Annotated in this window: 16 protein-coding genes and 1 other annotated feature; of the genes, 3 read left to right on the top strand and 13 right to left on the bottom strand. The window is 49.1% G+C overall.

Going from position 1 to position 14,511, the window contains the following annotated elements:
• Positions 1–81: 81 nt before the first annotated feature.
• The 5 genes from tatC to AC4PM4_RS08380 all read right to left on the bottom strand — a co-directional run bounded on the left by tatC (position 82) and on the right by AC4PM4_RS08380 (position 3,073).
• Positions 82–864 carry a twin-arginine translocase subunit TatC gene (gene tatC, locus AC4PM4_RS08400; protein ID WP_063564478.1) on the bottom strand — a complete coding sequence of 261 codons (783 nt, stop codon included), beginning with the start codon at positions 862–864 and terminating at the stop codon, positions 82–84.
• Positions 865–942: 78 nt separating this feature from the next.
• The gene (locus AC4PM4_RS08395; protein WP_111620477.1) at positions 943–1,191 is read right to left on the bottom strand and encodes a twin-arginine translocase TatA/TatE family subunit; all 249 of its coding nucleotides are present in this window, start codon (positions 1,189–1,191) and stop codon (positions 943–945) included.
• A 202-nt stretch (positions 1,192–1,393) separates the two neighbouring features.
• Positions 1,394–1,879, bottom strand: coding sequence for a MogA/MoaB family molybdenum cofactor biosynthesis protein (locus AC4PM4_RS08390; protein WP_024630749.1), 486 nt, complete (start codon positions 1,877–1,879; stop codon positions 1,394–1,396).
• Between the two features lie 36 nt (positions 1,880–1,915).
• A complete protein-coding gene (moaC, locus tag AC4PM4_RS08385) occupies positions 1,916–2,419 on the bottom strand; it encodes a cyclic pyranopterin monophosphate synthase MoaC (RefSeq protein WP_082935190.1) in 504 nt (167 codons plus the stop codon).
• A gap of 15 nt (positions 2,420–2,434) precedes the next feature.
• Complete coding sequence (locus AC4PM4_RS08380) at positions 2,435–3,073, bottom strand: 5-formyltetrahydrofolate cyclo-ligase (protein WP_072734326.1); 639 nt, start codon at positions 3,071–3,073, stop codon at positions 2,435–2,437.
• Between the two features lie 278 nt (positions 3,074–3,351).
• Here AC4PM4_RS08380 and AC4PM4_RS08375 point away from each other — a divergent pair, with 278 nt between their 5' ends.
• Positions 3,352–5,310: an ABC-F family ATP-binding cassette domain-containing protein gene (locus tag AC4PM4_RS08375; RefSeq protein ID WP_491613416.1), complete on the top strand. Its 1,959-nt coding sequence runs from the start codon at positions 3,352–3,354 to the stop codon at positions 5,308–5,310.
• A gap of 523 nt (positions 5,311–5,833) precedes the next feature.
• Here the strand turns inward: AC4PM4_RS08375 and AC4PM4_RS08370 are convergent.
• The 8 genes from AC4PM4_RS08370 to AC4PM4_RS08335 all read right to left on the bottom strand — a co-directional run bounded on the left by AC4PM4_RS08370 (position 5,834) and on the right by AC4PM4_RS08335 (position 12,054).
• Positions 5,834–7,390 carry a 2-isopropylmalate synthase gene (locus AC4PM4_RS08370; protein WP_491613334.1) on the bottom strand — a complete coding sequence of 519 codons (1,557 nt, stop codon included), beginning with the start codon at positions 7,388–7,390 and terminating at the stop codon, positions 5,834–5,836.
• A gap of 214 nt (positions 7,391–7,604) precedes the next feature.
• Positions 7,605–7,949, bottom strand: a binding site (T-box leader).
• 17 nt (positions 7,950–7,966) lie between these two features.
• A complete protein-coding gene (locus AC4PM4_RS08365; RefSeq protein WP_170867863.1) occupies positions 7,967–8,116 on the bottom strand; it encodes a hypothetical protein in 150 nt (49 codons plus the stop codon).
• A gap of 344 nt (positions 8,117–8,460) precedes the next feature.
• Complete coding sequence (gene tsaD / locus AC4PM4_RS08360; protein ID WP_491613333.1) at positions 8,461–9,516, bottom strand: tRNA (adenosine(37)-N6)-threonylcarbamoyltransferase complex transferase subunit TsaD; 1,056 nt, start codon at positions 9,514–9,516, stop codon at positions 8,461–8,463.
• Positions 9,513–10,034 carry a ribosomal protein S18-alanine N-acetyltransferase gene (gene rimI / locus AC4PM4_RS08355; protein ID WP_063564485.1) on the bottom strand — a complete coding sequence of 174 codons (522 nt, stop codon included), beginning with the start codon at positions 10,032–10,034 and terminating at the stop codon, positions 9,513–9,515. Before rimI ends, tsaD begins: the two co-directional genes overlap by 4 nt.
• Positions 10,035–10,051: 17 nt before the next feature.
• The gene (gene tsaB / locus AC4PM4_RS08350) at positions 10,052–10,900 is read right to left on the bottom strand and encodes a tRNA (adenosine(37)-N6)-threonylcarbamoyltransferase complex dimerization subunit type 1 TsaB (RefSeq protein ID WP_491613415.1); all 849 of its coding nucleotides are present in this window, start codon (positions 10,898–10,900) and stop codon (positions 10,052–10,054) included.
• Positions 10,901–10,902: 2 nt separating this feature from the next.
• A complete protein-coding gene (tsaE, locus tag AC4PM4_RS08345; RefSeq protein WP_063564486.1) occupies positions 10,903–11,385 on the bottom strand; it encodes a tRNA (adenosine(37)-N6)-threonylcarbamoyltransferase complex ATPase subunit type 1 TsaE in 483 nt (160 codons plus the stop codon).
• Between the two features lie 193 nt (positions 11,386–11,578).
• On the bottom strand, positions 11,579–11,755 hold the full coding sequence (locus tag AC4PM4_RS08340) for an H-type small acid-soluble spore protein (RefSeq protein ID WP_053783520.1): 177 nt from the start codon (positions 11,753–11,755) through the stop codon (positions 11,579–11,581).
• 2 nt (positions 11,756–11,757) lie between these two features.
• A complete protein-coding gene (locus AC4PM4_RS08335; RefSeq protein WP_063564487.1) occupies positions 11,758–12,054 on the bottom strand; it encodes a hypothetical protein in 297 nt (98 codons plus the stop codon).
• Between the two features lie 196 nt (positions 12,055–12,250).
• Between AC4PM4_RS08335 and ku the strand changes: the two genes are divergently transcribed.
• Positions 12,251–13,162 carry a non-homologous end joining protein Ku gene (gene ku, locus AC4PM4_RS08330; RefSeq protein WP_072734330.1) on the top strand — a complete coding sequence of 304 codons (912 nt, stop codon included), beginning with the start codon at positions 12,251–12,253 and terminating at the stop codon, positions 13,160–13,162.
• A 306-nt stretch (positions 13,163–13,468) separates the two neighbouring features.
• Positions 13,469–14,338, top strand: coding sequence for a VOC family protein (locus tag AC4PM4_RS08325; protein ID WP_090808093.1), 870 nt, complete (start codon positions 13,469–13,471; stop codon positions 14,336–14,338).
• The last annotated feature ends 173 nt before the right edge of the window (positions 14,339–14,511 follow it).

Genomic DNA, 14,511 nt, shown 5'->3' with positions numbered 1-14,511 from the left:
GGTAAGAACTGGTCGCCTTATCCCGGGACGGGCACCATACAAGATTATCACAGTTACAAAAATCCTATGGAATCTCTCTTGTTATACTGCGCTCTGCTTATCCTCGGCACGGATGTAACGGGATTCAGCCTCTGCATCAGCTGCAAGCTGTTTGCGATACACAAAGCCAGACAGAAACACACTGATCTCATATAACAGGAGCAAAGGAATCATCACAAGAAAATCGGAAATAAAGTCAGGCGGTGTAACCACAACCGCAATGAAAATCAGGACAAAATAAGCGACTCTGCGCATTTTGCGAAGCCGGATGGGATTCAATATGCGCAGTCCTGTCAGGAACATAATGATTAACGGAAGTTCGAACAACAGGGATACCGGCAGTACAATGCCAAACAAAAAACTGAAATACTGCTTCATTCCGTAAGTCTCGACAAGCCCCATTTTTTCCGTAATCGATGAAGTAAAAGAAAGTGCCATCGGGAAAACAACGTAATAGGAGAAAGCTAACCCGATCAGAAATAACAGAAATACATAAGGTACATACTTCAACGTGGCTTTTCGCTCACGCGGCCTGAGACCTGGACTGACAAACTTCCAGAGCTGAAACACCGTAAACGGCAGCGTGATGACCAGTGAGAACAGACCGGCAATCTTCATGTAGATGCCAATCCCGTCCCAGAACGAGAATGCATGCAGCACAAACCCCTGAGCAGTCTCTGCCTTCGTCAGATATTGATACACCGGGTCCGCCACCAGAAAGCCTGCCACCAGCCCCAAAATAAAAATACTCAACACATAAATCAACCGCTTGCGCAGCTCACTCAAATGTTCTGTAAGCGTCATTTCTTCCTTCTGCTGCGTCATGCCTGCCCCCCATTGTTGCCAGCTTAAAATACAAAACCCTTCCGGCAGGAAGGGATTTCTCTTTCATTGCCGTCAAAGTTATTCCGGCAGGCGTTTATCCTCAGGCTTGTCTGCAGATGCCGTATCAGATGCCAGCGGCTTCGCCTTTTCCTGCTCCTTGCGACTGGATGAATCATCATCCGAAATAATCTCACGTGCGCCTTCTTTGAATTCACGGAAAGTGCGTCCGACTGCCCGCCCCAATTCCGGAAGCTTGTTAGGTCCAAACAAAAGCAACGCGATAACGGCCAGCAAAATAAAACCTGTTGGTCCAATGGAACTAAACATTGATATTATTCCTCCTCGTTTCAAGCTTCAAAGATGCACACGCTAGGCCATAAGGTCATGGATGTCTTTGCTTCATTTTGAATTATGTCAATCATACCATAGATGTAACCACTTACATAACCCACATTATTCACAAAAGAGACCTCGACATCCAATCATTTTTCCTGCTTAATTCACACCTGCTACTATAGCTGTTTAACCCTTATTGCTTGAACTGCCCCGTAACCATCAGCAACGCTTCCGGAAGCTGGTCCATGATGGCCGCCAAATGCTCATGCACGCCCTTCGGTGTACCTGGCAGGTTGACAATCAATGTACGTCCGCGAATGCCGCATACGCCGCGGAACAGCATGGCAGAACGATTCTTGCCCATAACACTGTATCTCATGGCTTCAGCCATGCCTGGAACTTCCCGTTCAATAACCCGCCTTGTCGCTTCTGGAGTAATATCACGAATCGCAAGCTCCGTTCCCCCAGTGGTCAATACCAAATCAGCGTGAAAATAATCTGTCATTTCAATCAAAGCCGCAATAATCTCATCGGGTTCATCCGGAACGATGCGGTACTCCACGATTTCCCCACCCAGTTCTTCTTCCACAAGTTCCCGGATCACTTGGGCACTCGTATCCTCACGTTCCCCGCGGGCCCCTTTGTCGCTGGCTGTCAGGATTGCTGTTCTCCACACCATAAAGATCACCCTTCTCCTCTATGAAAATAAATGTCCTTATCGGCTGAAATCGCCGTTTTTGCCACCACTCTTGGAATTAAGCATGGTTGGACCGATAATCATATCTTTTTGCATGGCTTTACACATGTCATAGATCGTCAGTGCCGCAGCCGACGCCGCCGTGAGCGCCTCCATCTCGACACCTGTCTTTCCTTCGGTTTTGACCGTAACTTCAATCTGCAATTCATCGACACCGTTGTCATGAAAACGAATATCCACACCCGTCAATGCCAATGGATGGCACATCGGAATCCAGTCCGATGTTTTCTTGGCGCCCTGAATGCCCGCAATTTGAGCCACAGCCAGAACGTCACCTTTGCCGATGCGACCCTCACGAATCGCTTCAAGCGTAGCCGGATTCATCGTCACTTTGGATACCGCCACAGCTGTGCGCACGGTACTTTCCTTACCCGAAATATCAACCATCCGAGCTCGACCCTGTTCATTAAAATGAGTCAGTTTACTGCCCGAAGCCTGGTCGTTATTCGTTTCTGAATTCAATCACATCACAACCCTTTATTCGATATGTAATATACCTTCGGTTGTTATCAACAGATCAATTCGCAGATCAAGTGGGTCCATCGGAATTTCATCCTGTAGCTGGCCTGGCAATACCAATGCAGCCATCCGTGGCCTTTTGTCCGTCATCGCACATTTCGCTGCAAGTGTCTCTGCAAAACGATCATAATAACCGCCGCCATAACCAATGCGCCCTCCATGAAGGTCATATCCCAGCCCCGGTACGATGATAAGATCAATATCCGGCCAGCTTTCAGGTTGCAGCACTTCAGAGGAATCCTTGGGTTCAGGTATCCCCCATATTCCCGGCTGAATATCCTGTTCACCCATGACACGTCGCAATTCCATGCGAGCCGGATTCGTCAGCACTTTCGGCGCGAGCATCTGATCTCCATGCTTCCAGCCTTCTTCAAATAAAAAAGCTGTAGATGCTTCGCTTCCATAAGACAAATAGCTGAAAATCATAAGCCGCTTGTTCCCCAGCTTCCATTTGTCCCGTCTAAGGCGCTCCAGCTCCCGTTTCGTCACATCATTAATCTCACTCATCGCCTGCTGACGCATGCTTTCATCCATCAGATCCCGGCTCTGTCTCAGCTTGGAACGAAGACGGATTTTCTGTTCCGTATGATCCTGCATGTCCTTGAATAACCTCCTGTTGATCGGGAAGGTAAACTAGCTCTCAATTAAAACCATTTATATGTTATGCACCAGTTGTCATCGTGTTGGAATCGTTAAAATGATTCATTTTCTGCAAAATCCTCATGTATTAACATGCCTTCTTTCAGTTTATCATTGATTGACCAAAAAGACTACACGCCCCAAGCACTCCTAATCGGTGCATTTGCTCTGTATTTCATGTAAACTGGGATATAGTTGTCATATCAAGAACTGGACCTATGGAGGAACTTAATTTTATGCTGCTGCAAGTATCCGGAATTATCAAACGTTTTGGTGTCGATCCAATCCTGGACGGCGTGAACTTACAAATATTAGAACGCGAGCGCATCGGACTCGTTGGTGTTAACGGCGCAGGGAAATCCACTTTACTCAAAATTGTGGCTGGAGAAATGTCCTACGATGGTGGACAAATTTTCAAATCCAAGGAAACAACGCTTGGTTACCTCGCTCAGAACAGCGGACTGCAATCCGATCGCTCCATATGGGAAGAAATGATGAACGTATTCGGCCACCTGACTCAGGCGGAAGCAGATTTGCGTCAGATGGAACAGGATATTGCTGATCCCGCGCAAATGGAAGATGAAAAAAAGTATGCCGATCTGCTTGAGCGTTATGCGAAACGCTCGGACTGGTTCAAGGATCATGGCGGTTATGAAATGGAAACCCGCATTCGCAGTGTACTGCACGGGATGGGCTTCGGTGAATTCTCACCAGATACCCAGATTGCCACACTGAGCGGCGGGCAAAAGACACGTCTTGCGCTTGCTCGCATTTTGCTTCAGGCCCCTGATCTGCTCATGCTGGACGAGCCTACCAACTATCTCGATATCGCCACCCTGACGTGGCTCGAAGATTACCTGAGAGGTTATTCTGGCGCCCTGCTGGTTGTATCTCATGACCGGTATTTCCTTGATCGGCTTGTAACGAACATCGTGGAGATCGAACGGCACCGCTCCAAAAAATATACGGGCAATTACAGCCGGTACATGGAACTGAAAGCTGCCGAGTACGAAAGCCAGATGAAGCAATACGAGAAACAACAGGATGAAATCTCCAAGATGGAGGAGTTTGTTCAGAAGAATATCGTCCGTGCTTCAACAACCAAACGGGCACAGAGCCGCCGCAAGGCACTCGACAAGATGGATCGACTCGACAAACCGATGGGAGATTTGAAGAAAGCTCATTTCTCGTTCGAACCGGCTGTGATGTCCGGCAAGGAAGTGCTCCGTGTGGATCAGCTTTCCGTTGCCTACGATGAGGCTTCGCCGTTATTCCGCAATGTATCTTTTGATCTAAGACGCGGGGAAACGGTTGCTTTGATCGGTCCGAACGGTATCGGAAAATCTACCTTGCTCAAATGCCTCACCGGAAGTTTGCGCCCTGTAAGCGGTGAGATCCAATGGGGTACCAAGGTGCAGATTGGCTATTATGATCAGGAGCAGACGGGACTTAATCCTTCCAATACCGTATTGGAAGAACTGTGGAGCGCATATCCAGGTATGGAAGAATCACGGATTCGTACGGTACTAGGCAACTTCCTGTTCAGTGGAGATGATGTACTCAAAAAGATCTCATCTCTTAGCGGTGGAGAAAAAGCTCGTGTCTCCCTCTCCAAGCTCATGCTCAAGGAAGCCAATATGCTCATTCTGGATGAGCCTACGAACCATCTCGACCTGTTCGCCAAAGAAGTGCTTGAAGCGGCGCTGATGGACTATGAGGGCACATTGCTGTTCATCTCGCATGACCGGTATTTCCTCAATAAAATGGCTGAACGTATTGTCGAGCTGCATCCCGGCGGAACAGAGCATTACCTCGGCAATTATGATGATTATTTAGAGAAGAAACAGGAGCTTGAAGATATTGCGCGCGAAGCTGCTGAAGCACGCCAGGCCTCTAACAAAAACTCAGCCAAATCTGATCCAGGTCTATCCGCAACCGAAAAATCCGGTGCCGCCTCATTCGAAGCGGACAAGCAGGCCAAGCGCGAAGAACGTAACCGGCAACGCAAGCAGGAAGCTCTGGAACAACAGATTGCGAAGCTGGAAACGGAGATTACAGAGCTTGAGGCTCAGATGGCTCTGCCTGAAATATATCAGGACTACATGAAGCTGCAAGAGCTTCAGGAGAAAGCGGAGGATCACAAGCTTCAACTTGCCAAGGCTTATGAAGAGTGGGAAGAATTAGCTTTGGAATAAGAAAAAAACAAAATAGACTGGATTTTATATCAAAAGCTGATTCCTTACGGGATTGGCTTTTTTTTGAGAATAAAGCGAGACAGATTTGAGTAGGATGATTCCCTATTTGTCAAATCCACTCGAATCAAGTAAAATATTTTTACGTTGTAAAGCCTCTAATTTATCCACAAGAAAGCAAGATAGCAAGCAATCCAATTCATTTAATTATACGGCGGTAGAATAGCTTTTTTTGCACAAAAACCATATTTATCCACCGAGTTATCCACATTATCCACAACTTTGTGAATATAACTCGACCATTTTATCCCCTAAAGCCTTTTATTTTCGAAAACATTACTGGTTTGACTTTGAGATAGTTACCCACAATTTACACTGAATATGTGGATAACTATAATCACACCTTGACAAACACATTCGTTCTTTCAAATTTTTCTCCTATAAAAGGACAAAAGCAGACCTCTGTATTCAAGGCCTGCCTCTGGTTTATTTTTGACATAAAGTTATGTGATTTACTGGAGTACTATTACGCGTGCACTGATTCATCACTTTCGGAAGACTCCGCCTTCAGTCCGGCCGCATTGCAAGCTGCTACATAAGCCAAACCGGCTGCCATGACAATATCATTGTGCGTGGCAGTTCCTCTGAATTCACGTCCTGCACGTTCCACAGTAACTGCAGCTTCTGCACTCGCAGCCTCTCCTCCACTCAGTGCGTGCATTTCCATATCGACAAAAGTAATGTCGTCCGAGATACTTTGACCAATCGCACGAATCGTTGCATCTACCGGACCACCGCCAACCGCAGAATAGGATTGCTCCCCTGCGCTCGTGCGAATACGAACTGCTGCCATTCGATCCGTCATGCTGCCGGCCGTAACCTGCAATTCAACCAGTTCATAATCCTGGGCAGGAATATTCATGGTCTGGCTCACCATCTGCAATAACTGGTCATCACTGACCACTTTCTGTTGATCGGCAGTTTCTTTAAATATCTCATACAGCTGTTCCATTTGCTGCTCATCCGGTTCAAAGCCATATTTACGAACCCGATCTTTCAAAGCGTGACGACCGGAATGTTTGCCCAGAATAATCATGCTGCGTGGAATTCCCAGCGCTTCCGGGTCCATAATCTCATACGTACTCCGATTCTTAAGCAGACCATCCTGATGAATACCAGACTCATGCTGGAAGGCATTGCGCCCTACCACCGGTTTGTTGTATGCAATTGGGAAATGCATCGCACGGCTAATCTGACGGGATGTCTCATACATCTGGTTCAGTTTGATATTTGTCGTTGCGCCAATAACATCTCCCCGCGTCTCCAGAGCCATAATCAGCTCCTCCAATGCACAGTTACCCGTCCGTTCGCCCACACCGTTGATGGTTACTTCGATCTGGGAAGCACCGTTGGCAATCGCAGCCAGACTGTTGGCAACCGCAAGGCCCAAATCATTATGACAGTGGGCGCTGTATCGAACCTTATCTCCGCCTCTTGCGCCCTCACGTACCTGACGGAACATCTCTCCATATTCATGTGGCAGTGCGTACCCAACCGTATCTGGCAAATTGATAATACTTGCTCCCGCTTCAATGGCTACTTCGACCATCTCGATCAAATCATCCATCTTTGTGCGAGCCGCATCCATGGCAGTGAATTCCACAATATCCGTGAACTGACGTGCATAGGAGACCATCTCCCGGGCGGTAGCTACGACTTCGCTGCGCGGACGGCGCAATTGATGCTCAATATGAATGTCCGAAGAGGAAATAAACAAGTGAATCCGGCGGCGCGCTGCGTCAGCCGTTGCTCGAACGGCTGCATCAATATCCCCTTTGACCGCACGCGCAAATCCGCAAATCTCCACGTTTTGCAGTTGTCTGGAAATCGCCTGAACCGCCGCGAACTCACCTGGACTTGAGATCGGGAATCCAGGCTCGATGACGTCAATGCCCAGAGAAGCCAATTGATGTGCCAGTTCAATTTTTTGTTCAGGCTGCAGACTCGCTCCCGGTGCTTGTTCTCCATCGCGCAGTGTTGTATCAAAAATCTCAATCATCCGTTTGTTATTGTTCTTTGTCATATTCATCAACCTCCATCAAATTTGAATGTATATTGGATTTTTGGGATCGGAACGAGGGGGTTCACTTCCCGTTTTCTATGTTTATTCATTTTGCATTCCATGCCGGCGTGCACGTCGACTTGCACGCCAGTCTTATTTCTTTCTAAACCATGATTATGGATTCCCATCGCCCACCCTGCTGCCGGCAGCAAACACAAATAACCCGCCATCTCATCTAAGAGACGGCGGGTTATTATCCCTCCGCGGTACCACTCTTGCTTGATGGGCCGGGCTTGCGCCAGGCACCATCCACCTCGTCGTCTTCGGCCCAGATCCATTGCAGCTGCGTAGACGCAACAATAACAACCGATCCAGCCGGAGAAACACCATATAACGGAGGTTAGCCGTTGCTGTGTACCACGATGTCCTTTGGTTACAAGGACAAGGTATGAGACATCGTCTCACTGCTTCCACAGCTCCGTTCCCGGGCGAGATTCGAACGATTCCAGCCACTGCGTCGCACCACCCCGCAGCTCTCTGTGCGCTTTATCGTTTTACTGCTCCCGTTCATTACATTTATGATATGTGACCATGAATTTAATCACCATTTTGAAAATCAAAAAAGCCTGCCATCTCCTGCAATAATGCAAGAGACGACAGGCTGTTCACCTTCGCGGTACCACTCTTGTTGACTTTCATTTCCTTCGAGCTGATCCTGTATGCGTCCATACCGTTATCATTGCCCAAAGTGACAAAAGCCCCCTCAGTTATTGTTGATCTCTACCGATATGTCATCCGGATTCCATCAACAACGGCCCATTCACGGAGGCAACCCGTAACCATGTACTTTGGGCCATCATCGGCCTTCGGCTTCTCCCGAGGAGTTACCGTGTTCCATCGTTCCGCTTCCAGGTGAGTTTCAGGTTTCCTTCGACTGCGTTGCACCACACCGCAGCTCTCTAAGACCGGGAAATACCCTACTGTTCCTGTTCATTGCGTTTTTAGTTCAGGAATCATAATTCCTGTTTTAATTTGTAATTAATATACAGTCTTCACTTGAGGCTGTCAAGTCTTCATATACATGAATCATTTTATAGCGATTGTACAGACCATGCCTCAAGTGAAAGTCCAGGATCAGCTTTGGCATCAAATTCCGAGATTTCTCCCCGCTGCCATTTCAAATACGCCGCAGCTCCAATCATCGCTGCATTGTCCGTGCAATATTCCATCGGCGGGATCAGCAATTCGAGCCCTTCCTTCGCACAACGCTCCTGCAAAGCTAAACGCAATCCCCGGTTTGCCGCAACGCCACCGCATAACAGCAACTGACGTGATCCATACTCACGGACAGCCCTTACTGCTTTTTCTACCAGCACTTCGACGACAGCTTCCTGGAAGCCCCGTGCCACAGCCGATGGTTCAAGCGTTTCTCCGCGCATTTTGGCTTGATTCAGCACATTCAACACAGCAGACTTCAGACCACTCAGGCTGAAATCATACGAATCTGCTTCCAGCCAGACGCGTGGCAAAGGTACCGCCTGCTCTGCTTCAGCAGCCATCCGGTCCACATGCGGTCCTCCCGGATAGGGGCAACCCAGTGCACGCGCTACTTTGTCATAAGCCTCGCCTACAGCATCGTCCCGCGTACGGCCGATCAGTTTGAACTTGCCTTCGGATTCCATATGCACAAGCTCGGTATGACCACCTGAAACCACCAGTGCCATCGCTGGATATTGCAGCTCATGGGTAAGTCTGTTGGCATAGATATGTCCCGCAATATGATGTGTGCCAATGAGTGGTTTGCCAAGTGCCATGGCCATGGTTTTCGCCGCGACGATACCGACCAGCAATGCACCAACCAGTCCAGGCCCTTGCGTCACGGCGATTGCACTCAGATCACGCGGACGGATGCCAGATTGTTCAATAGCCTGTTCCAACATCAGTGTAATGACTTCAACGTGTTTACGCGAAGCCACTTCAGGTACAACTCCGCCAAATGCCTTATGTGTCTCGATCTGACTGGAGATCAGATTGGACAGCACTTCCCGTCCATCCTTGACTACCGCTACGGATGTTTCATCACAGCTTGTCTCCACGGCCAATATATAAGATGGTGCTGAACTTACCTTTTCATTGAAATCCTTCATGAATCCGTTACGCTTCCTTCCTCTTCGCCGCTCCGGCTCGCAGGCGGCAAATTCGCCCACATAATCATCGCATCTTCCCCATTGTCGGAGTAATACCCTTTGCGAAGACCAGCCGATTCAAACCCTTTTTTCTGATACAAGCTCTGGGCAATCCGATTCGAAACCCTGACTTCCAGCGTCATTCGTTCCATCCCGAGATAAGCCGCCGTTTTCATCAATTCGTCCAGAAGCTTCTCACCGAGCTTGCGCCCACGATAAGCTTCCCGGACTGCAATATTGGTAATGTGGGCTTCATCCATGATTGTCCACATGCCGGCATAGCCGATCGCTGTACCTTCCAATTCCATGACCATATATTTAGCAAAATGATTGTGTGTCAATTCATTTTGAAATGCTTCTTCCGTCCAGGGCAGGGTAAAGGCTTCATGTTCAATAATCATGACATCGGGAATATCATCCAGAGTCATGAACCTGAACTGAAGCGTTGCTTCCTGCTCATCATTCTCCACGTTGTCCATCTGCTTCCCCTCCCCCTTTAGCCTTTGCGTAGCAGGTTGGCTTCCGCTTCAGCCAGCTGAGTGTAATTAGGCACGAGCGCATGCACGTCGTCTCGCTGACCTGCAAGCAGCGCCTCGGCGCCTAAACGCCCAACCCAGCGGCCCTCCAGCTCATAGGGTACGAGCTGGAGCGCCGTTCCTGCGGGGCAGCGAAGCTCAGCCGCTGCTACCGCATGCGGGCCCGTCTCGCCGACAATCCAGACGGCAGCGGGCCGCTCTTCCGGCGCCGCTTCCGCCATGCGGGCGGCGAGGGCTTCCAGCCATCCGTCCACCATACGGATGGCATCTGGCGCCAGCCGCCGGGGCGCAGCGCTCCCGGCGGAGGCAAACAGCGCGGTATAGGCTTGACCGCGCCGTGCATCCACAAGCGGAACGATCCAGTGGACAGAGGCGGCACCTGTGCCACCCTGGTCCGCGGATGGCGTTCCGCCAGCCCCTGCTGCGGCATCCTCTGCCGCAGCTTCGGCCTTGGCGGCTAGGCCACTGTGCCAGCCGCCCCAGGCCAGGGCCTGAAGGCTGGACACCCCGACAACCGGGATGTCCCACGCCCAGGCTAACGTTTTCGCCGCGGTCACCGCAATGCGGATGCCCGTGTACGAGCCCGGGCCAATGCCCACGGCAATGCCGTCCAGCTGTCCCGGCTGCGTGCTGCTAGCTTCCAGCAGCTGCTCCATTACAGGCACGACGTGTACCGAATGGTTGCGTTCTGCCCGTTCATTCCGTTCTTCCAGAAGGGCGTGGCCTTCCATAACTGAGGCTGCCATCACCGCAGTCGATGTATCCAACGCCAAAAACCGCTGGCGCGGCTGTTTTTGTAAATCTTCCATCATCATTTAACTCCATTCTGTCTGAACTGTCGGCACATGGCAGCATAAGTCTCGCCATACCCATCCAGCGTAATCGTTCGATCCTCTGGACCCGTCGTCTCGATCTGCACATGCAAGTGTTCCTGCGGCAGTAATTCGGGAATGATGCTGGACCATTCAACCAGACTGACTCCTGTTCCATAAAAATACTCATCCAGTCCAAGCTCGTCCGCTTCTTCCAGCGATATGCGATACACGTCCATGTGATATAAGGGCAGACGCCCTTCGTATTCCTTGATCAGTGTAAACGTGGGGCTGTTGACCACATCACGTACACCCAAATGCCAGGCAAACTTTTGTGAAAATGCCGTTTTGCCCGCGCCCAGATCACCGTCCAATGCAATCACCATGCCGGCGGTTGCCTGTTCAGCGAGTGCGGACGCGAGTACTTCTGTATCTGTAATGCCATGGGAGTGATACACCCACTGCTCATGCGTCTGATTCAATATACGCCCCACCTTTGGCGGTCAAGCCGCCTGAGTTCACTTTGAACTTTATTATATCGGTCCCATTCTCCCCCCGCAACATCGAAGGATCAGAAGCAGTACGGAAGACAGGCCACCATTCACACGAACGACAAATAAACCGGTACCTGACGGCACCGGCCTTCCTAGACATCCTTCACCAGCACTTTGCCTTTTACTCTTCCAAACGGTCTACACGTACCGTCTGAGTATTCCCCGGTCTGCTGCCCACCTGCACCGTTGCCATGCCATTAGCTTCATCCACATTTTCGATCCAGACCGGATCTCCTTCCAATGTAACTGCAATCGTATCTTTGGAATCATAAATGGCTTTCGCGCGTTTCACATCCAACATTATTCATACTCCCCTTCCGGATCATCATGCGATTCCCGCACCATGCTATCTGTCGTACTTTCACCGATATAACCGTTATCTTCCGTGACTTGTCCACCGCCCAGACCCTCATTCACCATCCGGTCAATGTCCAGCATGAACGACTCCCGGTCAAGCGGCAGCTCTTCTGATGTGATAGCCTCCCAGTTAACCGCTGTTGCAGGTGTATGAAAACCTTCAGACCCTTCCGACTCGGCACGAGGATACGGAGAGAACGTATGGGCGTGAGCTTCAGCTTCGTCTCGTTTGTTCTTCATAGGGGTGCCTCCTGACGTGATAGTTAATAACTAACATCATCCTCTTCCAAAACCAGCGCCATACAGCACAGATCTTAAGGATGTTTCTGTTATCATCCCCCACTCTTTCTGAAGCATACCGATCCGGGAAAATAGGGTTATCCCGCCCGTGAAATGCCCATACTATACCTAAAATGTTCTCGGAAAGGAGCCGTTCATGCATACGGTCTGGAAAGGTGCAATTAGCTTTGGTCTGGTTCATGTTCCTGTCAAAATGTTTTCGGCCACCGAAGACAAAGACATCTCCATGCGTTACATTCACAAAGTCTGCGGCAGCCCACTCGCTTATGTACGTAAATGTCCTTCCTGCGAAGTTGAGGTTCAATGGGAAGAGATCACCAAAGGATATGAATATGAGAAAGGCAAATTCGTCTTGTTCGAGAAGGACGAGCTTGAAGCGTTAAATGATTCCAGCAGCAAAACCATTACCATTCTGGACTTCGTAGATTTAACGGAGATCGATCCGATTTATTTTCAAAAAACGTATTACCTCTCCCCCGATCAAGCGGGAGGAAACGCCTACCAGCTATTAATGACTGCCATGCGGGATACAGGAAAGATTGGCATCGCCAAGATATCCATTCGCTCCAAAAGCAGTTTGGCCGCGATCCGTGTACTGGACGATTGCCTCTCTATGGAAACCATTTTCTATCCAGACGAAATCCGTCCCGTCTCTCAGGTTCCCAACCTGCCCGAGGTCCTGAACGTAAACGAGAAGGAGTTGACGATGGCGAAACTGCTGATCGATCAGTTATCCACTCCTTTTGAACCTGGTAAATATACAGACGACTACCGCGCCAAATTGCTGGATCTGATCAATCACAAAGTAGCCGGTGAAGAAATCAAAATTGCCCCTGCCAAGCCTGAAGCGAATGTCATGGATCTCATGGCAGCGCTGCAAGCAAGTATTGAAGCTGTGAAGCCCATTCCAACCGATCCCGGAACCACCACAGCCAAACCCAAAAAACGTGCTCCTAAGAAAACTTCGGTCCAAGCAGTGGCTGGAGGAGAGGCAGAGGCTCCTGCTCCTTCGAAAAGAAAGAAGGCTGCGCCTAAGCCTAAGGCTTAAGCGGCAAACAACAAAGAGATTCGTTTGTCACAACATCAACATTGGAGATCCGGCCATGAAGCCGGATTTTTGTTTTGTATTCCATAATAGAAGTAATATTCAACCAAAAATGACTACACCAAAATCGAAAATACAATTGACGAAAGTTGATTTATATTTTATATTAACTTATGAAAAGTAACTTATTTATAAATGTACAGTTGAGTCTCATATCTACATGAGCTATGACATTACAATAGCCCTATACCATTGCCAATGAGCGAACCGCAACAAACCAACTAAACTTGTTTACAGGAGGAAATCCTTATGACTTCTACTTATCAAATTCCTGCTACAACCCATCTGGGTGAAGTAAGTCTGCGTATCAGCAATTTGGAGCGATCCATTCAATTTTATACCGAGGTGGTCGGACTGAAACTGCTTGAACGCAGTGAAAAAGTCGCTACCATGACTGCCGATGGAAAGCATTCGCTTCTACGCCTTGAGCAGTTGACCAATGCCGTGACGATGCCTGTTCGCTCCACTTCAGGCCTATATCACTTCGCCATCCTGCTGCCTGACCGTAAATCGCTGGGCCTTGCCCTCCGTAATCTGGCTGAATCCGGCATTGAAATTGGTCAGGGTGATCATCTGGTCAGTGAAGCATTCTACATTTCAGATCCGGATCAGAACGGTATCGAAATCTATGCAGACCGCGCCCGCGACACCTGGAAGCGAGATGCAGATAATAACTACATTATGTCAAGTGATCCTGTTGATGTAGACAGCCTGTTCGCTCTGGCCGCAAACGAGCCTTGGCAGGGATTACCCGCCGGAACCGTCATTGGTCATGTTCATTTCCACGTACGTGGTTTGGAAGAATCGCGCCGTTTTTATACAGGAGTCCTTGGTTTCGACATCGTTGGTAACTTCGCCAATATGTCCGCCTTGTTTGTGTCCGCAGGCGGTTATCACCATCACATCGGGCTGAACATTTGGGCTGGTACAGGCGCCCCTGTAAATCCTGACAATGCGACAGGCATTGACTACTTCACCATCGTTTATGACGAGAAAGAACAATTGGAACAAGCTGTAGAGCAACTGCGTCAGTCGAACGCATCTATCGAACAGCAAGGTAAGGACTGGTTTACTGTAGACCCACAGAATATTCGCATTCGTTTGACCACAACGAGCTAACACGGGAAATCCGTGACGTGAATATTGTGTATTAAATTGAGTACTCTGATTAGCCCGGACACAAATTCCCTCGCTCCATATAGGGAATTCAGTTGTCCGGGCTTTTTTGCCTACCTTTTTTTTATGTTGATATATGCCTTTATCCATTTCCTAATAAAATTGGTGCAATTGGC

The sequence above is a fragment of the Paenibacillus sp. MDV22-iso6 genome (genome assembly GCF_058408365.1).
Note: the sequence above shows the minus strand (reverse complement) of the source record. Positions and strands in the feature narration are given on the sequence as shown.